At 73.8% G+C, this 19,700-nt stretch carries 20 protein-coding genes; 13 read left to right on the forward strand and 7 right to left on the reverse strand.

Annotated features, from left to right (window positions below; genetic code table 11):
• Positions 1-20: 20 nt before the first annotated feature.
• Together J7462_RS14530 and J7462_RS14535 are read right to left on the reverse strand one after the other, a co-directional pair.
• The gene (locus J7462_RS14530; protein ID WP_208568120.1) at positions 21-413 is read right to left on the reverse strand and encodes a WhiB family transcriptional regulator; all 393 of its coding nucleotides are present in this window, start codon (positions 411-413) and stop codon (positions 21-23) included.
• 200 nt (positions 414-613) lie between these two features.
• Positions 614-1,312 (reverse strand): SOS response-associated peptidase, encoded by a 699-nt coding sequence (locus tag J7462_RS14535; protein ID WP_219464533.1) that lies wholly within the window; start codon positions 1,310-1,312, stop codon positions 614-616.
• A gap of 102 nt (positions 1,313-1,414) precedes the next feature.
• On the opposite strand from J7462_RS14535, the gene aroA reads away from it, so the two are divergent.
• Positions 1,415-2,716: a 3-phosphoshikimate 1-carboxyvinyltransferase gene (gene aroA, locus J7462_RS14540; protein ID WP_219464534.1), complete on the forward strand. Its 1,302-nt coding sequence runs from the start codon at positions 1,415-1,417 to the stop codon at positions 2,714-2,716.
• Between the two features lie 204 nt (positions 2,717-2,920).
• Positions 2,921-3,814 carry a ribosome small subunit-dependent GTPase A gene (rsgA, locus tag J7462_RS14545; RefSeq protein ID WP_255597727.1) on the forward strand — a complete coding sequence of 298 codons (894 nt, stop codon included), beginning with the start codon at positions 2,921-2,923 and terminating at the stop codon, positions 3,812-3,814.
• Between the two features lies 1 nt (position 3,815).
• Here the strand turns inward: rsgA and J7462_RS14550 are convergent, their stop codons facing one another.
• Entirely contained in the window at positions 3,816-4,472 is a 657-nt protein-coding gene (locus tag J7462_RS14550; protein WP_219464535.1) for a TetR/AcrR family transcriptional regulator, read from the reverse strand.
• A gap of 59 nt (positions 4,473-4,531) precedes the next feature.
• On the opposite strand from J7462_RS14550, the gene J7462_RS14555 reads away from it, so the two are divergent.
• The 4 genes from J7462_RS14555 to J7462_RS14570 all read left to right on the forward strand — a co-directional run bounded on the left by J7462_RS14555 (position 4,532) and on the right by J7462_RS14570 (position 8,121).
• Entirely contained in the window at positions 4,532-5,362 is an 831-nt protein-coding gene (locus J7462_RS14555; RefSeq protein ID WP_219464536.1) for an SDR family NAD(P)-dependent oxidoreductase, read from the forward strand.
• Between the two features lie 340 nt (positions 5,363-5,702).
• Entirely contained in the window at positions 5,703-6,026 is a 324-nt protein-coding gene (locus J7462_RS14560) for a nuclear transport factor 2 family protein (protein WP_219464537.1), read from the forward strand.
• A 362-nt stretch (positions 6,027-6,388) separates the two neighbouring features.
• Complete coding sequence (gene hisN / locus J7462_RS14565; RefSeq protein ID WP_219464538.1) at positions 6,389-7,207, forward strand: histidinol-phosphatase; 819 nt, start codon at positions 6,389-6,391, stop codon at positions 7,205-7,207.
• A gap of 59 nt (positions 7,208-7,266) precedes the next feature.
• Positions 7,267-8,121 carry a hypothetical protein gene (locus tag J7462_RS14570; protein ID WP_255598612.1) on the forward strand — a complete coding sequence of 285 codons (855 nt, stop codon included), beginning with the start codon at positions 7,267-7,269 and terminating at the stop codon, positions 8,119-8,121.
• Positions 8,122-8,301: 180 nt separating this feature from the next.
• On the opposite strand, the gene J7462_RS14575 is transcribed toward J7462_RS14570, so the two are convergent.
• Complete coding sequence (locus tag J7462_RS14575) at positions 8,302-9,621, reverse strand: glycosyltransferase (protein WP_219464541.1); 1,320 nt, start codon at positions 9,619-9,621, stop codon at positions 8,302-8,304.
• A 218-nt stretch (positions 9,622-9,839) separates the two neighbouring features.
• On the opposite strand from J7462_RS14575, the gene J7462_RS14580 reads away from it, so the two are divergent.
• The 3 genes from J7462_RS14580 to J7462_RS14590 all read left to right on the forward strand — a co-directional run bounded on the left by J7462_RS14580 (position 9,840) and on the right by J7462_RS14590 (position 11,429).
• Positions 9,840-9,995 carry a hypothetical protein gene (locus J7462_RS14580; protein ID WP_219464542.1) on the forward strand — a complete coding sequence of 52 codons (156 nt, stop codon included), beginning with the start codon at positions 9,840-9,842 and terminating at the stop codon, positions 9,993-9,995.
• A gap of 80 nt (positions 9,996-10,075) precedes the next feature.
• The gene (locus J7462_RS33295; RefSeq protein WP_308290906.1) at positions 10,076-10,783 is read left to right on the forward strand and encodes an ATP-binding protein; all 708 of its coding nucleotides are present in this window, start codon (positions 10,076-10,078) and stop codon (positions 10,781-10,783) included.
• Positions 10,784-10,856: 73 nt separating this feature from the next.
• Positions 10,857-11,429 carry a DUF5709 domain-containing protein gene (locus J7462_RS14590; RefSeq protein WP_208568109.1) on the forward strand — a complete coding sequence of 191 codons (573 nt, stop codon included), beginning with the start codon at positions 10,857-10,859 and terminating at the stop codon, positions 11,427-11,429.
• Positions 11,430-11,526: 97 nt separating this feature from the next.
• On the opposite strand, the gene J7462_RS14595 is transcribed toward J7462_RS14590, so the two are convergent.
• Positions 11,527-12,198: a response regulator transcription factor gene (locus tag J7462_RS14595; protein WP_208568108.1), complete on the reverse strand. Its 672-nt coding sequence runs from the start codon at positions 12,196-12,198 to the stop codon at positions 11,527-11,529.
• Positions 12,195-13,325, reverse strand: a complete 1,131-nt coding sequence (gene macS / locus J7462_RS14600) for a MacS family sensor histidine kinase (protein WP_219464544.1) — start codon at positions 13,323-13,325, stop codon at positions 12,195-12,197. Before macS ends, J7462_RS14595 begins: the two co-directional genes overlap by 4 nt.
• 121 nt (positions 13,326-13,446) lie before the next feature.
• Between macS and J7462_RS14605 the strand changes: the two genes are divergently transcribed.
• Positions 13,447-13,881 carry an ATP-binding protein gene (locus J7462_RS14605; protein WP_219464545.1) on the forward strand — a complete coding sequence of 145 codons (435 nt, stop codon included), beginning with the start codon at positions 13,447-13,449 and terminating at the stop codon, positions 13,879-13,881.
• A gap of 78 nt (positions 13,882-13,959) precedes the next feature.
• On the opposite strand, the gene J7462_RS14610 is transcribed toward J7462_RS14605, so the two are convergent.
• A complete protein-coding gene (locus tag J7462_RS14610) occupies positions 13,960-14,898 on the reverse strand; it encodes a ribose-phosphate pyrophosphokinase (RefSeq protein WP_208568105.1) in 939 nt (312 codons plus the stop codon).
• A 63-nt stretch (positions 14,899-14,961) separates the two neighbouring features.
• Between J7462_RS14610 and glpK the strand changes: the two genes are divergently transcribed.
• The 3 genes from glpK to J7462_RS14625 all read left to right on the forward strand — a co-directional run bounded on the left by glpK (position 14,962) and on the right by J7462_RS14625 (position 19,696).
• Positions 14,962-16,446: a glycerol kinase GlpK gene (glpK, locus tag J7462_RS14615; RefSeq protein ID WP_219464546.1), complete on the forward strand. Its 1,485-nt coding sequence runs from the start codon at positions 14,962-14,964 to the stop codon at positions 16,444-16,446.
• A gap of 808 nt (positions 16,447-17,254) precedes the next feature.
• Positions 17,255-17,929: a hypothetical protein gene (locus J7462_RS14620; RefSeq protein WP_219464547.1), complete on the forward strand. Its 675-nt coding sequence runs from the start codon at positions 17,255-17,257 to the stop codon at positions 17,927-17,929.
• 90 nt (positions 17,930-18,019) lie between these two features.
• Complete coding sequence (locus J7462_RS14625; RefSeq protein WP_219464548.1) at positions 18,020-19,696, forward strand: right-handed parallel beta-helix repeat-containing protein; 1,677 nt, start codon at positions 18,020-18,022, stop codon at positions 19,694-19,696.
• The last annotated feature ends 4 nt before the right edge of the window (positions 19,697-19,700 follow it).

The raw sequence follows: 19,700 nt of genomic DNA on the forward strand, positions 1-19,700 counted from the left end.
TTCTGCGCCGCCCCGACGGGTCAGCTCAGCGGAACCAGGGTGAGCAGCCGGTCCCGCACCGGTGGGCCGGCGTCGTCGGCCGCGGCGGGATCGGATCCGACCTCGCCACGCCAGGCGACCAGCATGGCCCGGCGCTCACGTGGGGTGGTGCCACCCCACACCCCGTGGGTGTCGCCCACCTCCAACGCCCAGGCCAGGCAGGATCCCTGGACGTCACAGCTGCGGCAGAGCGCCACCGCCGAGTCGGCTGGTTCGTTGGGTGCCGGAAAGAACGTCTCCGGATCCACACTCTGACAGGTTCCTCTGGTCCGCCAGGCATCGTCGGAACGGCGGTCCCGCAACGCGCGCAGCAGTCGCGGATCCCGTCGTGCGGCGGCCACCTCGTGCGGTCGGGGCATACGCGCCCGGGTCATCACACCCACCTCCCCCGTGGGACCGGCAAGATCGACGGGCGTCGTTCACACTGCGCGAAGACGCTCCCAGTGCCAGCGCTGTGTTCTATCGCACTGTTGGCTACGGGGACAAGGGGTCTGCCGGAAAGATGGCTAAAGGTCCGAGCGACGTTTCGCCCGGAACTCTGGCAATTCGTACGCGACAATGTCGCCAATCGCGTTCAGAACAGCGCAGTCTCCCCGTGGGAGCGTTCCCGGTCCACCGGCACCCGGGCGGTCAACTCCGGGCCGTTGTTGCGCACGTTGCCCACCGCCGTCCCGACCGGACGGATCTCCAACCCGGCGAGCCACCCCGCCGGCGGCGGGACCAGCAGCGCCGCCGGATCGTCGGCCGGGGCGAGCCAGTCCGTCCACCGGTCCGACGGCAACAACAGCGGCATCCGGTCGTGCACCTCGGCCAACTCGCCCACCGCCGCCGTGGTCAGCACGCTGAACGTGAGCGACTCCTCCCAGCGGGACCAGATGCCGGCCAACGCCAGCACCGAGCCGTCCCGCGGGGTCATGAAGTAGGGCTGCTTCGCGCCACCGGACCCGCGTACCCACTCGTACCAGCCGTCGGCCGGGACCAGGCAGCGCCGACGGGCGAACGGCACGGCGTACGCCCGGCTGGTGGCGACCGTCTCGGCCCGGGCGTTGATCATGCGGGCCGCGCCGGAGGCCGACTTCGCCCAGTGCGGCACCAGGCCCCAGCGGCCGACCGACAACACCCGCCCCTGCTCGGTGTCGACCCGGACCACCGGCACCGAATCGGTCGGCGCGACGTTGTGGTCCGGCCCGAGCCGACCCTCGGTGTCGTCGTACGACTCGAAGACGGCGCTCAGGTCCCCGGCACTGCGGGTCGTCGCATACCTGCCGCACATGCCGCATACGCTAACGCCCCGCCCCGTCGTGGGTTGTCCCGCCAACCGGGAGTCAGCCGGACGGTCGGCTCGAAATCGTCGCCGGGTTGGCAGAATGTGACCGTGGGAAACCTGACCGCCACCCGTCCGCAACAACCCTGGGCCGCGCCGACCGCCAGTGACCCGGTCACCGCGACGCTGCGCCTACCCGGCTCCAAGTCGATGACCGCCCGCGCCCTGGTGCTCAGCGCGCTGGCCGGCGGCCCGTCAACGCTGCACGGGCCGCTACGGGCCCGCGACACCGAACTCATGGCGGGCGGGCTGCGCGCGATGGGCGCGCACGTCTCCGTCTCCGACGACGACCGCTGGCTGGTCCGGCCGCACCGGCTCGTCGGCCCGGCCCACGTCGACGTCGGCCTCGCCGGCACGGTGATGCGGTTCGTCCCACCGGTCGCCGGCCTCACCGAAGGGCAAGTCACCTTCGACGGCGACCCGCAGGCCCGGGTCCGGCCGCTCGGCCCGCTGATCGGCGCGCTGCGCTCCCTCGGCGTCCGGATCGACGCGCCCGAGACCGGCAGCCTCCCCCTGGTGGTGCAGGGCACCGGTGGGGTCGCCGGTGGCGAGGTGGTGATCGACGCCTCCGCCTCCAGCCAGCTCGTCTCCGGCCTGCTGCTCGCCGGGGCCCGCTTCGACCGGGGCGTGGTGGTCCGGCACCAGGGCCCACCGGTGCCGTCCGCGCCGCACCTGCGGATGACGGTGCAGATGCTGCGGGCCGCCGGAGCAGCCGTCGACGACAGCGTCCCCGACGTCTGGGTGGTCGAGCCGGGGCCGCTCGCCGGCCGGAGCTGGGAGATCGAGCCCGACCTCTCCGGCGCGGTCCCCTTCTTCGCCGCCGCCCTGGTCACCGGCGGTGAGGTCACGTTGCAGGGGTGGCCGCACAACAGCGTCCAGCCGGTCGAGCAGCTCCGCTCGCTGCTGCACCGGATGGGCGGCGAGGTCACCCTGACCACCGCCGGGCTGACCGTCCGCGGCACCGGCACCGTGCACGGGCTGACCGCCGACCTGTCCGACGTCAGCGAGCTGACCCCGGCCCTGACCGCACTGGCCATGCTGGCCGACTCGCCGTCGACCTTCACCGGCATCGGGCACATCCGGGGGCACGAGACCGACCGGCTCGCCGCCCTGGCCCGGGAGTTCACCGGGCTCGGCGCCGACCTGACCGAAACCGCCGACGGGCTGGAGATCCGACCCCGGCCGCTGCACGGGGGAGCCTTCCGCACCTACGCCGACCACCGGATGGCGCACGCCGCCGCGGTGGCCGGGCTCGCCGTCGCAGGCATCGAGGTCGACGACGTGGCATGCACCTCCAAGACCATGCCGGAATTCCCGGCACTATGGTCGGCGATGGTGACCGGCAAGAGCTGACGACGGAGGGGGCAGGTCCTGACGACCAAACGACGGGAGTACGACGAGGACGACGTACGGGTCCGGCCCGGCCGGTCCTCACGTCCCCGTACCCGCACCCGCCCCCGACACGACGACGCGGTCGACGGGTTCGTCATCGCCGTCGACCGGGGCCGGTACACCTGCGTACTCCCCGACGCCCCCGACGGTGCCGCGATAACCGCCATGCGGGCCCGCGAACTGGGCCGCAAGTCGGTGGTGGTCGGTGACCGGGTGAGCCTGGTCGGCGACGTCTCCGGCACCGACGGGGCGCTGGCCCGGATCGTCCGGATCACCGAACGGCGCTCGGTGCTGCGGCGCACCGCCGACGACGACGAGAACACCGCCGAGGGGCGGCTGGAACGGGTGGTGGTCGCCAACGCCGACCAGCTGGTGATCGTCAGCGCGCTGGCCGACCCGCCACCCCGGACCGGCTTCATCGACCGGTGCCTCGTCGCCGCATACGACGCCGGCATCGAGCCGCTGCTCTGCCTGACCAAAGCCGACCTGGCCGGCCCCGAACAGGTGGTCGGCTACTACACCGAGCTGGAACTGCCGTACGTGCTGGTCCGGCCCGACTCCGACCTCGACGCACTGCGCGCCCTGCTCGCCGGCCGGGTGTCGGTGCTGGTGGGGCACTCCGGGGTGGGCAAGTCGACGCTGGTCAACCGGCTGGTGCCGGAGGCGCTGCGGGCGGTCGGCGTGGTCAGCGCGATCGGCCGGGGCCGGCACACCTCCACCAGCGCGGTGGCGCTGCGGCTGCCCCGGACCCCCGGCGGCGACGGGGACCCGGGCTGGATCGTGGACACCCCCGGCATCCGCAGCTTCGGGCTGGCCCACGTCTCGGCCGAGAGCCTGCTGCACGGCTTCCCCGACCTGGTCGAGGGAACGGTGGACTGCCCGCCCAACTGCCCGCACACCCCGGACGAGGCGGACTGCGCCCTGGACGCCTGGGTCACCGCCGGCAAGGCCGACCAGCGCCGACTGGCCTCGTACCGTCGCCTGCTGGCCTCCCGGGCCGGCGAGGGCGACCCCCGCGAGGTGGAGCGCAACCCCGGCGATCCCCTGGCCGGCTCCTGACCTAGCGGGCCAAGCGGTCCAGCAGCTCGCCGAGCAGCGCCCGTTCGCCAGGGGTGAGGTCGCCCGGGTCGTCGCCGACCAGTGCGCGCAACGTCAGTGCGGCGCTCGCCCGGGTGGCGGGGGCATCGGCGGAGGGGGTGTGCAGGACCCCGGCCAGCGCGGCCTCGCGGACGCGTTCGGACAGCCCGAAGTCCGGCTCCGGCTGGCTGATCAAGGTGAGCGTGATGCCGACGTTGGCGGCGAGCACCTGTTCGGCGGCGTCGGCCGCCGGCACCTTGAGCATGCCCTGGGCGGCGGCGCCGGTGAGCCGCTCGCGCAGCGCGGCGTGCGCGGGAGCGGTGACGGCGCAGGGCCTTCCCGGTTCGGCCCGGCCGTAAAGCAGTCCGTAGAACGACGGGTGCTCCAGCCCGAACCGTACGTGGCGGTCCCAGCCCTCCCGCAGGTCGCCCAGCGGGTCGCCGGAACTCTCGACCGCCGTGTACTGGGTGAAGCCGTGGTTGACCACGGCGTCGATCAGGCCCTGCTTGCTGCCGAAGTGGTGGTAGAGCGTCGGGGCCTGCACCCCGGCGCGTTCGCACACCGCCCTCGTGGACACCGTGCCGCTGCTCTCCAGCAACTCCGCCGCGGCGAGCAGGAGTCGATCCCGCGCGTTCTGCATGGTTGCTACAGTAGCGCATGTAGCGCTACATTGGCCCCTGTAGCGAAAGGAGAAGTCCCATGAGAACGTGGTTCATCACCGGTGGAACGCCAGGAGGGTTCGGCCTGTTCTATGCCGAGGCCGCACTGAAGCAGGGCGACCAGGTGGCGGTGACCTCCCGTCGCCCCTCCGAACTGCGAGAATGGGCCGAACCGTACGGTGCCCGGGTGCTCGTACTCCCGCTCGACGTCACCGATGCCGAGCAGGTGCGGGCGGCGGTCCGCACGGCGGAGGAGCGGTTCGGCGGGATCGACGTGCTGGTCAACAACGCGGGCCGCGGCTGGTTCGGCTCGGTCGAGGGCGCCCCCGACAAGACGATCCGCCGCACGTTCGACCTCAACCTGTTCGCCGTGGTCGAGGTGATCCGCGCGGTCCTGCCCGGCATGCGGGCACGCGGCGACGGCTGGATCGTGAACATGTCGTCGGTGGCGGGCCTCGTCAGCGCACCAGGATTCGGCTACTACTCCGCGGCGAAGTTCGCCCTCGAAGGACTGTCGGAGACGCTGCGCCACGAAGTCGAACAGTTCGGGGTACGCGTGCTCCTCGTAGAACCTGGAGCATTCCGCACCAACGCCTTCGCCGGCTTCCAGGACGAACCCGTCAACGAGACCGTCGACGCCTACGTGCCGCTGGTCGAGGGCGTCAAGGCGGCATTCGTGGACCACAACGGCAGGCAGGAGGGCGACCCCGAGCGCGGCGTCCAGGCCGTGATCGGCGCGCTGGCCGCGCCCGTCCCGCCGCACCGGATCGTGCTCGGCAACTCCGGCTACGACGCCGTCGTCGCGATGCACGAGAACGCCCTCACGGAACTACGCTCGAACGAGAAGCTCTCGCGCTCGGCGGACTTCTGAGCCTGCCGACTGAGACCGCGTCGGAGCCTGCCGACAGGAACCGCGTCGGAGGAGCCTGCCGGCAGGAGCCGCGCGGCGCCTGCCGACAGGGCCGCGTCGGCAACCGTCGGAAGTCGGCCGTGCCGCGAACGCGCGGAGCCGCGCCGGGGCGGACCGGGTCACCACACACCACCGAACCGACGGGGCCCTCGCCGACCGTCATCCCGCACCTGAACTGATCACCATGCCGCACGGCCCGTGGCGGGACGGCACCCGCAGCATCACCGTGCCGCCGAGCCGCCACAGGAACACGCCCGGACGCACCCGCGCCCCGGCAACCCGAGAAGACCGGAGAGCAGAGATGGACACCGTCACCCTTCCCCAGGCCGTCGAGAACTTCGTCGCCGCCACCAACGCCCACGACCCGAACGCGCTGGCCGCGGTCTTCGCCGACGGGGCCACCGTGCACGACGACGGGACGGCCTACACCGGCGAGTCCGCGATCCGCGAGTGGATCCAGGTGCACCTGATCAACCCGAAGATCGTGATCACGCCGACCTCGTTCGTCGACGACCGGCTGGTGGCCTCCGGGGACGGGGAGTTCCCCGGCGGGCCCCTGTCCTTCGCGTTCGTGTTCGGCATCAAGGACGACCAGGTCACCGACCTCGCGATCACCCCCGTCTGACCCCTCCCCGACCACAGCCACCCCACCCCTCCCAGCCCTCTCACCGCCCCTCCCCCGCCCCGGCCTCGCCGCCGGCCTCGCCGCCTCACCGCCCACCCACCCCGCCCCACCCACCCCGCCCGGCCCCGCCGCCCGGCACTCCTCTCCCGCCCCGCCTCACCGTCTCGCCTCGCTGCCCAGCCCCCTCTCCCGCCCCGGTGATCAAGAGGTTTGCGTCAGGTGATCAAGAGGTTTACGTCATCCCGGAGCCCTCCCATGACGCAAACCTCTTGATCACGCGCGCGGGAAGTGGGTGGGAGCGGGAGGGGAGGTGGGAGGGGCGGGGGCGGGGGCGGGGCGGGGGCGGGGGTTAGGGTTTTGGGGTGACGGGGCATGTGGGGGATGTTGATCTTGCTCATCGGCTTGCGGATGCTGCCGATGCCATCTCGATGAGCCGGTTCCGGGCGCTGGATCTGCGGGTGACGGCGAAGCCGGACCTGACTCCCGTCTCCGACGCGGACACCTCGGTGGAGCGGGAGATCCGGGCGCTGCTGGCCGACCAGCGGCCCGGCGACGGGCTGCTCGGCGAGGAGTACGGCGCACAGCCGGCCACCGGCCCGCACGACCGACGGTGGGTGATCGACCCGATCGACGGCACCAAGAACTTCGTCCGGGGTGTGCCGGTGTGGGCCACCCTGATCGCCCTGCTGGAGGGGGACCGGCCGGTGGTCGGGCTGGTCTCCGCCCCGGCGCTGGGCCGACGCTGGTGGGGCGCCCCCGGCCTGGGCGCGTACGCCGGACCGGACGCCGCCTCCGGCGAGCCGATCCGGGTCTCCGGGGTCCGCGACCTCGCCGACGCCAGCGTCTGCTACTCGTCGCTGACGGGGTGGGAGGCCGCCGACCGGCTGGACGCGGTGCTCCAGTTGATGCGCGACACCTGGCGCAGCCGCGCCTACGGCGACTTCTACGGCTACATGTTGCTTGCCGAGGGGGCACTGGACGTGATGGTGGAGCCGGAATTGTCGCTCTGGGACATTGCCGCGCTGGTGCCGATCGTGACCGCCGCCGGGGGCACCATCACCACCCTGGACGGCACTCCCGCCCCTGGTGGGAGCGTGTCCGGTGAGATCAGCGCGATCGCCACCAACGGTCCGCTGCACGCCGACGTCCTCTCCCGGCTGGGTCGGCCGACCGAGCGCTGAGGCCACCAGCCCTCTATTCTCGCCTGGTGGTGTCCTCCGGCTGGTGCTTCCTCGCGGCGATGATCGTCGCGTACGGCTTCGCCAACATGCTCCAGTCGGTGGCCGCCGCCCGGACGACCGTGCACCACACCTTCGACCCGGGGCTGCTGCTGCGGCTGGCCGGGCACCGGACGTACCTGATCGGGTTGCTCTGCCAGGTGACCGGCTTCGTGCTGGCCTTCCTGGCCCGCCGGGACCTGCCGTTGTTCCTGGTCCAGGCGAGCGTGGCGGCGGGGCTGGGGGTGACCGCCCTGCTGGGGGTGGTGGTGCTCAAGTGGCGGCTGCCCGCCGCCGAGGTGGCGCTGCTGGTGCTGCTCTTCGCCGGGATCACCGCGCTGGTGCTCTCCGCCCAGCCGGCCCCCTCCAAAGGGCTCGGCACCGCCGGCCTGGTCGCCCTGGCGGTGGCGCTCGGCGGGATCGGGCTGCTCGGCTTCTTCGCGGTACGCCTGCACGGGGCGCCCGGTTCGGTGGCGCTCGGTTCCCTGGCCGGGCTGGCGTTCTCCGCCGCCGCGGTGGCCGCCCGCCCGTTGGCCTCCGCCCCGTCGGCCGAGGCGTTCGTCCGTGACCCGCTGCTCTACCTGTTGATCGCCCACTCGCTGGTGGGTCAACTGCTGCTCGGGCTGGCGATGCAGCGGGGCTCCACGACGGCCGCCGTAGCCGCGATGGACGCCGCCGGTGCGGTGCCCGCCGCGATCGTCGGTCTGCTGCTGCTCAACGACAAGATCTGGCCGGGCCGGGAGTGGCTGGCCGCCGTCGGCTTCCTGATCACCCTCGCCTCGGTGATCGGGCTCACCCGGTACGCCGCACCGCAGCACCACCACACGGTGACCCGCCCCCGGGAACGCGCCATGGTCGGCGCGGTCCCCCGCGTCTGAGCGGACGGCCCGGAAACCACGACCGCCCGAAAGCCACGACCGCCCGGAAACCACAACCGCCCGGAAACCACAACCGCCTGGAAACCACGACCGCCCGGAAACCACGACCGCCCGAAAACCACAACCGCCCCGAAGCCACGACCGCCCCGAAGTCACGACCGTCCGGATCTCCCGGCCCGGTCAGACGCCGACCGGGCCGGCGGTCGCGCCCTTGACCGGGGCGTCAGTGTCGGCCTCGGCCACCGTCGCGGCACCCTCTTCGACCGACGGGTCGACGCCGCCCCCGACCGGCACCACGTCGGGCACCTCGACCGGCGTACGCCGGCCCACCACCCGCTCGTAGAGCCGCTCCAGCGCGCCGGCCGTCCGTTCCCAGGTGTAGCTGCACCGCACCCGGTCCACCGCGGCGTGCCCGTACGCGAACCGGCCCGGGTTGTCGGCGAGCAGGCGGCGCAGCGTCATGCCCAGCGTGCGGACGTCGCCGGGGGGCACCAGCCGGCCGGTGACCTCGTCGACCACCGCGTCGGCGATCCCGCCCACGGCGTAGCCGACCACCGGCACCCCGCAGGCCATCGCCTCCAGCGACACCCGCCCCGCACAGGAGTAGTGCGGGGTGCAGGCCACCACGTCGGCGGAGCGGTACCAGGTCGCCAACTGGTCGTGCGGCACCGCGCCGACCAGCGTGACCTGGTCGGCGACCCCGGTGCGCTCGGCCAGTTCCCGCAGCCGACGGGCCTCCGCGTGGGTGGCCAACTGGTCGGCCGGCGGCCCTCCGGCGATCACCAGCTCCGCGTCGCCGACCAGCCGCATCGCCCGGATCAGGTCGTCCTGCCCGTGCCCGGGGGAGAGTCCGCCGACGGAGAGGATCCGGGCCCGCTGCTCGCGGGGGGCGGCCTCGCCGTCGGGGTGGAACCGCTCGACGTCCACGCCGGTCGGCACCATCGCCACCGAGGTCCGTTGCAGCCCCATCCGGGTCAGCTCGTCGACCTCGGCGTTGCACTGGGCCACGGCGACGTCCACCGCCCGGGTGAGGGCCCGCTCCAGGGGGATCCGCTCATCCGGGCCGTCGTACTGGTGGCCGAGGTGACGGCGTTGTTCGACGCCGAGCGAATGGAAGGTCTGCACCACCGGGATGTCCGTTTCGCGGACGGCGTGCGCGGCGGCCAGGCCACCGATCCAGTAGTGCCCGTGCACCACCTCGGGCGCCCACTCCCCGGCCCAGTGCTCGGCCAGCCAGCGGCCCAGCTCGGGGACGTACGGGACCAGGTCGGCGGTGGCGGTGGGCTGCGCCGGGCCGACGGGCACCCGTTGCACCCGGTAGCCGTCGACCTCGACGCTCGCCGGCAGGGCGGGATCGTCGCGGCGCTCGTACACCCGGACGTCGTGGCCGCGTGCGGCCAGTTCGCCGGCGACCCGGGCGACGTGCTCGTGGGTACCGACGGGTGGTTCTGCCGCGGACCGGGACGGCCCGGCGTGCGCGCAGACGAGGCCGACGCGCATGGTGCACCTCCATGCGATCTGCGAGGGTGGTCTCCGGTCAGAGCGTCCCATTAACCGGGGTCCCACGAGCCGAAACCTCGCAGATCGGAAGCGGTCAGCGGCTGGTGGCGGCGGCGGTGGGCGGCGCCGCCACCCGTCGGGCCGCCCGCCGGGTGGCGCCGCACGATCAGTCGGCGTCCCCCGGCATGACCCGGCCGCCCCGGGGGTACCGACCAGAGATGCCGCTGACCCGCATCCCCGTCGAGGCCACCACGCTGGTCCCCGACGCTCCGGGCGGGATCGACGCCAGCCCGGCGTACCCCGTCCCCCGACACGGCGTCGCCGTGGGCACGCCGGGCGTCGCCGCCCGGCCCGACCGGGCGGGACGACGATGAGCCGCTCCGACCTGCCGCCGACCCGTCGCCCGGGGGCCGGTCCCCCCGGGACGGCCCCTCCACCAGCGGTGGGGTGCCGGGTGGCCGTCGACGACTCGTCGGCGGTGGTGTGGCTCAGCGGGGTGCTCGAACCGGCCGACCACGACCGGGTCCGCGACGCCCTGCTCGCCCGGCTCGGTGACCGGCCCGGCCCGATCGTGGTCGACGTGTCGGGGCTGCGGTCCGCCGGGCCCACCGTCGACCGCCTGCTGGCTGAGGTACGACGGACGGTGCGCGACTGGCCGGCGGCCGACCTGCTGGTGGTCGACCCCGCCGGGACGGTCAGCGGGGAGCTGGCGGTCCACGCCACCCGCGACGGGGCGACGGCCGCGTTGGCCCGTACGCCGATGGCGGCGGTGCTGACCGAGGAACTGGCCCCGGCGGTCGGTGCGGCCCGGCGGGCCCGGGAACTGGTGACCGACGGCTGCGCCCGGTGGGGCGTGCCGGAGCTGGCCGAACCGGCCTGCATCGCGGTCACCGAGCTGGTCAACAACGTGGTGGCGCACGCGGCGACCCCGATGACGCTGCGGTTGGCCCCGGAGGGCGGCACCCTGCACGTGGCCGTCCGGGACCACTCCCGGCAGCAGCCGAGGTATGCGGGGTTGGCCCCGCTCACCTCGGCCGGCGGCCGGGGCCTGCTGCTCATCGACACGGTGGCCCGCCGCTGGGGCAGCACCCTGCTCCCGGATGGCAAGGTGATCTGGTGCGTGTTGCACACCGAGGACGAGTCATCCTGGCATCACGACTGATTTCTGCATTTTCGTCCCGATCCGGGGAGCGGGACCCGGTTACCCGGCCCCCGCCAGTGGGTAGTGCTCAGCCATGCGCGACGACGAGTTCCCGACCCCCGTGTCCGACCCCGAGGCGCTCGGCCTGCCCGACACCGCCGACGACGACTCGACCGCCAACGACGACGTGCTGACCGGCCGGGAGGCCGACGGCCCGGACCCGGCCCAGCTGCCCGGCGACCGGACCCCGGTCGCGGTCGACCACTTCGGCACCACCGCCGACGAGCAGCTCGACGGCGAGTCGTTGGACTACAAGCTCGCCCGCGAGCAGTACGAACGGCGGGCCGACGATCCGCTCGCCGGCCCGGTCGACCCGGACATCGCCGCCGAGGCGGAGAACGAGGAGGCCGCCGCGCAGGCCCAACTCGACGCCGACGTGCTGAACCCGGGCCCCACCTCGGACCCGAACTCCCCGGTCTCGCTCTATGACCACGGTCAGCTCGGCACGGTCGCCGACGCCCAGGTGGGCCGCCTGGTCGAACCGGACGAGGGTGCCCGCACCGACCAGGAGACCGACAGCATCGCGTACGACGCGGGTGCGGCCGGCGGCGGCGCGAGCGCCGAAGAGCTGGCCATCCACGAGACCCGGCCGCCCGAGGCGCACTGACCCCGGCCGTCCCGGCCCCGCACTGCCCAGTCGCCCAGCCCAGCACTGCCCCGGCCGTTCAGGCCCCGCACTGCCCAGTCGCCCAGGACCGCACTGCTCAGTCGTCCAGGCCCCGCTCGATCGCGTAGCGGGTCAGCTCCACCCGGTTGTGCAGTTGGAGCTTGCCCAGCGTGTTCTGCACGTGGTTCTGCACGGTGCGGTGCGACAACCCGAGCCGCCCGGCGATCTGCTTGTAGGACAGCCCCTTCGCCACCAGCCGCAGCACCTCGGTCTCCCGTTCGGTGAGCCGGGGTGCCGCGTCGTGTCCGCCGTCGGCCGAACCGCCGGCCGACGGCGGGTCGGCGGCGAGCCGCCGGTACTCACCCAGCACCAGGCCGGCCAGGCCGGGGGTGAAGACCGGCTCACCGGCTGCCGTGCGGCGCACCGCGTCCAGGAACTCCGCCGGGCCCGCCGACTTCAGCAGGTAACCGGTGGCCCCGGCCTTCACCGCGTCCAGGACGCCCTGCTGCTCGCCGCTGGCCGACAGCATCAGCACCCGCACCCGGGGCAGCGCGGCGCGCAGCCCCTGGATCACCTCCACCCCGGAGATGTCCGGCAACTGGAGGTCGAGCACCACCAGGTCGGGTCGGGCGGCGGCGGCCACCCGGACCGCCTGGCGGCCCTCGCCGCTGGTCGCCACCACCAGGTGGCCGGCCTCGGTGAGGTCCCGGGCCACCCCCTCCCGCCACATCGGGTGGTCGTCGACCACCATCACCCGGGTCCCGGTCATCGGTTCCTCCTCGGCACCATCAGTTCGAGTTCGGTGCCCTCCCCCGGCGTCGAGACGATCCGCGTCTCGCCCCCGAGATCGGCTATCCGACCACGGATGGCCTGGGCCACCCCCAGCCGCCCCTGCCTGGCCGCCTCGGCCAGCCGCCCCTGCGGGATGCCCGGACCGGCGTCGCGGACCGACACGGTCACCGTCTCCCCCTCGTCCTCGACCAGCACCCAGGCCCGCCCGTCGGCGTGCCGCCGCACGTTGTCCAGCGCCGCCGCCGTCGCGGCGGCCACCTCCAGGGCCACCGGGGCGGGCAGCGGCACCGGGGTGGCCGGGGCGGAGACCTGCACCGCCGCCGAGGCGTACCCGGCCAGCAGGGAGCGCAGGTCCACCTCGCCCACCGGGTCGGCGGGGGAGGTCGGCGGCGCACCGGAGATCAACGCGCGCAGCGCCACCTCCTGCTGACCGGCGAGCCGGGCCAGCTCACCGGCCTCCCCGTCGAGGTGTGCCCCGCGCCGCTGGACCAACGCCAGCACCTGGAGCACCGAGTCGTGGATGTCGCGGGCCAGCCGCTCCCGTTCCCGGGTCGCCGCCTCCAGCTCCACCGCCCGCTGCAACCGCTGCTCGGCGGTCACCGCCAACCGGGCCACGTGCCCCACCACCACCCCGGCGAGCAGCAGCAGGATCACCCCGGTCAGCGAGGACGGGCCGACCCGGCCCCGGGTGGCCAGGTCCGTGCCGCCGACCAGCAGGGCGGCCACCGTGCCGCGCCGCCGTCCGCCGGACACCGCCCAGGCCAGCACCGGCCCGGCCAGCCAGGCCACGGCCAGGGCCGGCACCCCCGCCGCCAGCGCCGGACGGCCCACCACCCACGGCGTGACGGCCAGGATCGACAGGACCACACCGAGGTCGGCCAGGAGCAGCGGCCAGCCCCGGTTGGCCGGCCGGGCGTAGCCGACCGCGGTCACCCCGGACCAGGCCAGCATCACCAGGAGTACGCCACCGGCGGCGACCGGGTGGGCGTACCGGTCGGCGTCGCGCAGGACCAGCAGCCCGACGTACGCCAGCGAGGCGAAGCGGAAGACCGCGACGGAGCGCCAGAGCGGGACCTCGAAACCACCCGGCGGGGACGACGGCATGGGCGTCACCATGCCACAGCCACCCCGGTGACCCGCCGGGCCGGCCGGTGCGGCACGGACAACCCTGACGTACGGTAGAAACAGCGCGAAAGACTCCGAGATCGCTGCCGGGACAGGGCCCATGACGAACGCAGAACTTCCCACACCGCGTACGGTGGTGCCCATCGAATCTTCCCTTCTCATCGCCGAGGCGTTCGACCAGGCGCAGGTGACCGAGCTGAGACACTCGGTCAGCTCCTGCGCGCACGCCGCCGGGCTGTCCGGCCAACGCCTCGACGACTTCGTGCTGGCGGTCAACGAGCTGATCACCAATGCCGTCCGCCACGGCGGCGGTCAGGGCTGGCTGCGGCTCTGGCGACGCCCCGGCGAGCTGGTCTGCGAGGTCGCCGACCACGGCAACGGCATGAGCGAGCAGCAGCTCGACGACCGCAGCCGGCCGGCCCCGGACACCGCCGGCGGCTGGGGGCTGTGGCTGGCCCGGGAGCTCAGCGACGCGATGGAGGTCGAGAGCGGCGCGGCCGGCACCACGGTCCGGATCAGCGCCGCCGCCAACTGACACCACCGGGCGGCCCTCCGCCGGGGGCCGAGCTGGGCCGGCGCGCAGAGCCGCACCCGGGGCCGGCCGCCGGGCCGGTCAGCCGAACAGGGCGCTGACCGACTCGCCGTTGTGGATCCGCCGCATCGCCTCGGCCAGCGCCGGGGCCACCGAGAGCACCGTCAACTCCGGCACCCGCTTCTCCGGCGGGATCGGCACCGTGTTGGTGCAGACGATCTCGCGCACCCCCTCGGTGGCGCTGAGCCGCTCCAACGCGCCGCTGGAGAACAGGCCGTGGGTGCAGGCCAGCCGGATCGACCGGACGTTGCGCTCCCGCAGGTGGGCGATCAGCTCGATCACCGTGCTGCCCTTGGCGATCTCGTCGTCCAGCACGATCACGTCCCGGTCGGTCACCTCACCGATCACCGTGCTGATGGTGACCCGGTCGTCGCTGAACCGCTGCTTGGCCCCCGCCGCGACGGGGGTGCCGAGCATCCGGGCGAACGCCGCAGCCTCCTTCGCGTTACCCAGGTCCGGCGAGACCACCACCGTGTTGCCCAGGTCGTCCCCCCGGAAGTGGGCGGCCAGCTCCCGCAGGGCGTGCAGGTGGTCGACCGGGACGCTGAAGAAGCCGTGCACCTGCGGCGAGTGCAGGGTCATCGCCAGCACCCGCTGGGCGCCGGCCGAGGTGAGCAGGTCGGCCACCAGCCGGGCCCCGATCGAGATGCGCGGGGCGTCCTTCTTGTCCGACCGGGCGTACGCGTAGTGCGGCAGCACCACGGTGATCCGCCCGGCCGACGCCCCCCGGGCCGCGTCGATCATGAGCAGCAGCTCGACCAGGTTCTCCTGGACGGGCGGCACCAGGGGCTGGATCAGGAAGACGTCCCGCTCCCGGCAGTTCGCCTGCAACTGCACCTCAAGGCAGTCGTTGGCGAACCGGGACACCCGCACCGGGTGCAGCGGCACCCCCAGGTGGGCACAGATCTCGGCGGCGAGGTCGGGATGGGCGGTTCCACTGAACACGGCGATGTCGCGCACGTCTGGAGATCGTACGGAGCCACCGTGGTTCTCCGGAGCGCACCCGGCCGGTACGGTGCCGAAATGACCGGAGAGTACGTCGCCGCCATCGACCAGGGCACCACCTCGTCGCGCTGCATCGTCTTCGACCGGGCCGGTGGGATCGTCGCCGTCGCCCAACGCGAGCACCGGCAGATCTTCCCCCGGCCCGGCTGGGTGGAGCACGACGCCGAGGAGATCTGGGCCAACGTCGAACAGGTGGTCCGTGACGCGCTGGCCGCCGCCGGTACCGGCCCCGACGGGTTGGCCGCCGTCGGCATCACCAACCAACGGGAGACCACCGTGGTCTGGGACCGGGCGACCGGCCGGCCGGTCGCCAACGCCATCGTCTGGCAGGACACCCGCACCGGCCCGCTGCTGCGCGACCTGGCCGGGTCGTACGGCGAGGAGAAGCTGCGGGCCCGGACCGGCCTCACCCTGGCCACCTACTTCGCCGGCCCGAAGCTGCGCTGGCTGCTGGACAACGTCGACGGGCTGCGCGGGCGTGCCGAGCGGGGCGAGGTGCTCTTCGGCACCATGGACAGCTGGTTGATCTGGAAGCTGACCGGCCGGCACGTCACCGACGTGACCAACGCCAGCCGGACCATGCTGATGGACCTGGAGACCCTCGACTGGGACCCGGAGCTGCTCGACGCGCTGGGCGTACCGGCCGGGATGCTGCCGCAGATCCGCAGCTCGGCGGAGGTCTACGGGACGGCCCACGGGGTGCTCGCCGGGGTGTCGGTGGCCAGTGCGCTCGGCGACCAGCAGGCCGCCCTGTTCGGGCAGACCTGTTTCCAGCCCGGCGAGGCGAAGTGCACCTACGGCACCGGCAGTTTCCTGCTGCTCAACACCGGGGCCAGCCCGGTGCCGTCCACCCACGGCCTGCTGACCACGGTGGCCTACCGGATCGACGGCCAGCCGGCCGCGTACGCCCTGGAGGGGGCGATCGCGGTGACCGGTTCGCTGGTGCAGTGGTTGCGGGACAACCTCGGGTTGATCTCGTCGGCGGCCGAGATCGAGGAGTTGGCCGCCAGCGTGGACGACAACGGCGGCTGTTACGTGGTGCCCGCCTTCTCCGGGTTGTTCGCGCCGCACTGGCGTCCCGACGCCCGGGGGGTGATCGCCGGGCTGACCGGTTACATCACCAAGGGGCACCTGGCCCGGGCGGCGCTGGAGGCGTCGGCCTGGCAGACCCGCGAGGTGGTCGACGCGATGAACGCCGACTCCGACGTGGCGTTGCGTCGGTTGCGGGTGGACGGTGGGATGACCGCCAACGGGCTGCTGATGCAGTTCCTCGCCGACGTGCTGGCGGTGCCGGTGGTCCGCTCCCGGATCACCGAGACCACCTGCCTCGGCGCGGCGTACGCGGCCGGCCTGGCGGTCGGCTACTGGCCGGATCTGGCCACCCTGCGCGCCCAGTGGCGTTCCGACGCGCAGTGGGAGTCCCGGATGGACCCGGCGGACCGGCAGCGCGAACTGGGCCGGTGGCGCAAGGCGGTCGCCCGCACGCTCGACTGGGTCGACTGACCCCCATGGCGACCCGCCGGTCGATCGGTTCCCGACGCCCCGACCGATACGATCGGTCGGGGGGATGCCACATGCAGACAGTCGGTCCGTACGCGCTGCACCGCAAGCTCAGTTCGTGCGAGCTGGGCGAGGTGTGGGCCGCGCGGGACACCGCCGAGCGGCCGTTCACCGTGGCCGTGCTCGCGCCGGCCGCCGCCGAGGGCGGCTGGCGGGAGGCGTTCGCCGCCGCGGCCAACACGCTCGCCCGGTCCGACGGCCTGCCGATCACCGGGGCCAACCACACCGGACCGGTCCCCTGGGTGGCCTGCGCCGCCGAGCAGGGCGCGGGGGCCGCGCACGTCTTCCTCGCCCTCGGCCAGCGCCTCGTCCCGGCCGGGGAGCCCCCGACCGGGGTCGGGCCGCAGCGGCTCGGCCCGCCCGGTGCGACCGCCCCGGTGAGCCCGGCGGCCGGCGCGGCACCGGTGACCGGCCCGCCGGCCGGGCGTGCCGACGGTGGCGCGACCGGTTCCCCGGTGGACGGGTCACGCCCGGCGACGGCTGTGGCCACCTCCGCCGGGCCGGTCACCGACGGCACCGCGACCCCGGCCGGCGTACCCCGGTCGTCGGGGCCGACCTCGCCCGCCGCCCGGCCGGCCCCGCAACCGCCGGCCCCGCCCCGGACGACGCCGCAGCAGGGGGTGCCGGCCGGGCAGCGGGCAGCCCCGGTGCCCTACCCGCAGCCACCGGTCGCGCCCCGACCCGCGCCGGCCGGGTACCCGGGGGCCTACCCGTCGGGCGCGGCCCGTGGCCGGGGCGTACCGGCTGGTGGTTGGCGCTGGTGGCGCTGGTCGCGGTGGGCGCGACGGCGATCGGCGCGGCCGGCGGGTTCGGCGTCGCGAGGTGGTCCGCCGACGACCCGACGACCGTCGCCGCCACGGCGGCACCGACCCCGAGCGTCGACCTGGGGCTACCGGGCACACCGCCGCGTCAGCCGGGCGTGGAACCCCCGGTCGGCGGCGGTTGGCCGACCGGGGCGCCGACCTTCGCCGCCACCGACCCGACCCGGGAGATCACCGGCCTGGCCGGGGTCGACTTCAGCTTCCGGGTGCCCACCGGGTGGAGCTGCACCGAGGCCGGCCGCACCAGCGGTTCGGCGCACTACCGGTGCGGCGTCCCGGCCGCCGACGGGTCGATCATCGGTGGCGACCTGGTCGTCCGGCAGTGCCCCCGGCTCTGCACCGACGAGCGCCGCACCGCGCTGCGCCGGCAGGAGGAGGCATGGGGGTTGCAGTGGGTACGCAGTGGCGAGTTCACCACCTGGGCCGAGACCGCCCGGGTGGACGGCGCGTCCCGCTACGGCCTGGTCTACCTCTCCTACTGGCGCAGCGTGCCGGAGGACGCGATCGACAGGCAGCTGGTGCTGCGGATGACCGCCCCCCTGGACCGTGCGGACGAGGTACGCAAGGTGGCCGCCTCGGTGCGCGAGGCCACCTTCACCATCTGACGCGGGGGCGAGACCACCCCCACTCGACCGGTACCCTTCGACCGGACGTCGACGACGAACCGGTCCGTCCTTCCACGACCGAGCGGGACCATGGTGCGCATGCTGACTGTCTCCCCTGACCGACCCGGTGCCTGTCCGACCATCACGGACGCGCTGGAGATCGCGCCGGACGACGCGGTCGTCTCGATCGAGCCCGGCGTCTACCCCGAGGCGCTCCGGTTGACCGGCCGACGGGTCCGCCTGGTGGCCGCTGGTGAGGCCGGTTCGGTCACCGTGGACGGTCGGGCCACCGGTCGACCGACGGTGGCCTGCGACGGTGGTGAGGTGCTGTTGCAGGGGCTGATCATCCAGGCCGCCGACCACCCGGCCGTGGACGCCGTCGGCGGTCGGCTCCGGATGGAGAAGTGCCAGGCCAGCGCGGGCTACGCCGCAGCCGTGTCGGTCCGCGACGGGGCCCGGATCGAGGCCGTGGAGGTGACCGTCACCGGTGGACAGCACGGGCTGGTCGTCTCCGACGCGGGCGGCACGGTCGAGCAGTGCGAGATCCGGGACGTCACCGACGACGGGATCATCGTGCGGCTCGGTGCCGACCCGACCATCCGCAACTGCACCGTCGGCAACGCCGGCTTCCGGGGTGTGTACGTCTACCAGGCGGCCCGACCCACCATCGAGCGTTGTGACGTCTCCGGCACCGGCGACGCCGGGATCGTGGTGGCGTTGCAGAGCAGCCCCACCATCGTGGACTGCTGGGTGCACGACACCCGGGGTGTCGGCATCGACGTCGGCCGGGGCTGCGGTGGGACGATCGAGGGCAGCCACACCGAGCGGACCGCCGCTCCGGGCGTCCGGCTCGCCGAGGGGTCGACCACCGTGTTCCGGGCGGCCGAGGCGAGCGGGCGACCGTTGGCCGGGGTGAGCGCGGGCGGCGGCCCGGTCGGGCAGGACGAGCACAAGGTCGAGGAGCTGCTCGCCGAGCTGGACTCGATGATCGGCCTGGCCGGGGTGAAGGCCGAGGTGCGCTCGCTGATCGACGAGATCCAGGTCAACGAGTGGCGGCGCAACGCCGGCCTGCCGGTGGGCGCGGTGAGCCACCACCTGATCTTCACGGGCGCCCCGGGCACCGGCAAGACGACAGTGGCCCGGGTCTACGGGCGGCTGCTCAAGGCGCTCGGGGTGCTGCCCAACGGCCAGTTCCGCGAGGTGTCCCGGCGGGACCTGGTCGGCCAGTACATCGGGCACACCGCCGAGAAGACCTCGTCGGTGTTCACCGAGGCGCTGGGCGGGGTGCTGTTCATCGACGAGGCGTACACCCTGTCCCGGGCCGGTGGTGCCGGCGGCGACTTCGGCCAGGAGGCCATCGACACCCTGGTCAAGCTGATGGAGGACCACCGCGAGCAGGTGGCGGTGATCGTCGCCGGTTACACCACCGAGATGGCCGCCTTCCTGGACGCCAACTCCGGGCTGGCCTCCCGGTTCGCCAAGACGTTGGAGTTCGAGAACTACAGCCCGGTCCAGTTGGTCGACATCGTCGGGCGGATCGCCCGCAACGACGAGTACCTGCTCGCCGACGGGCTGGCCGACGGCCTGCTGGAGTGGTTCGGCCAGATCGAACGGGACCAGAACTTCGGCAACGCCCGGGAGGCCCGCAAGCTGCTGGAGGGGATGCGCAAGGCGCAGTCCGGGCGGCTGCGTGCGCTGGGCCGGATGCCGAGCCGGGACGACCTGCGCACCCTCGTCCTGGACGACCTGCTCGCCGCCACCCGGTGACCGG

The sequence above is a fragment of the Micromonospora sp. RL09-050-HVF-A genome, assembly GCF_019374995.1.
GTDB classification, from domain to species: Bacteria; Actinomycetota; Actinomycetes; order Mycobacteriales; family Micromonosporaceae; genus Micromonospora; species Micromonospora antibiotica.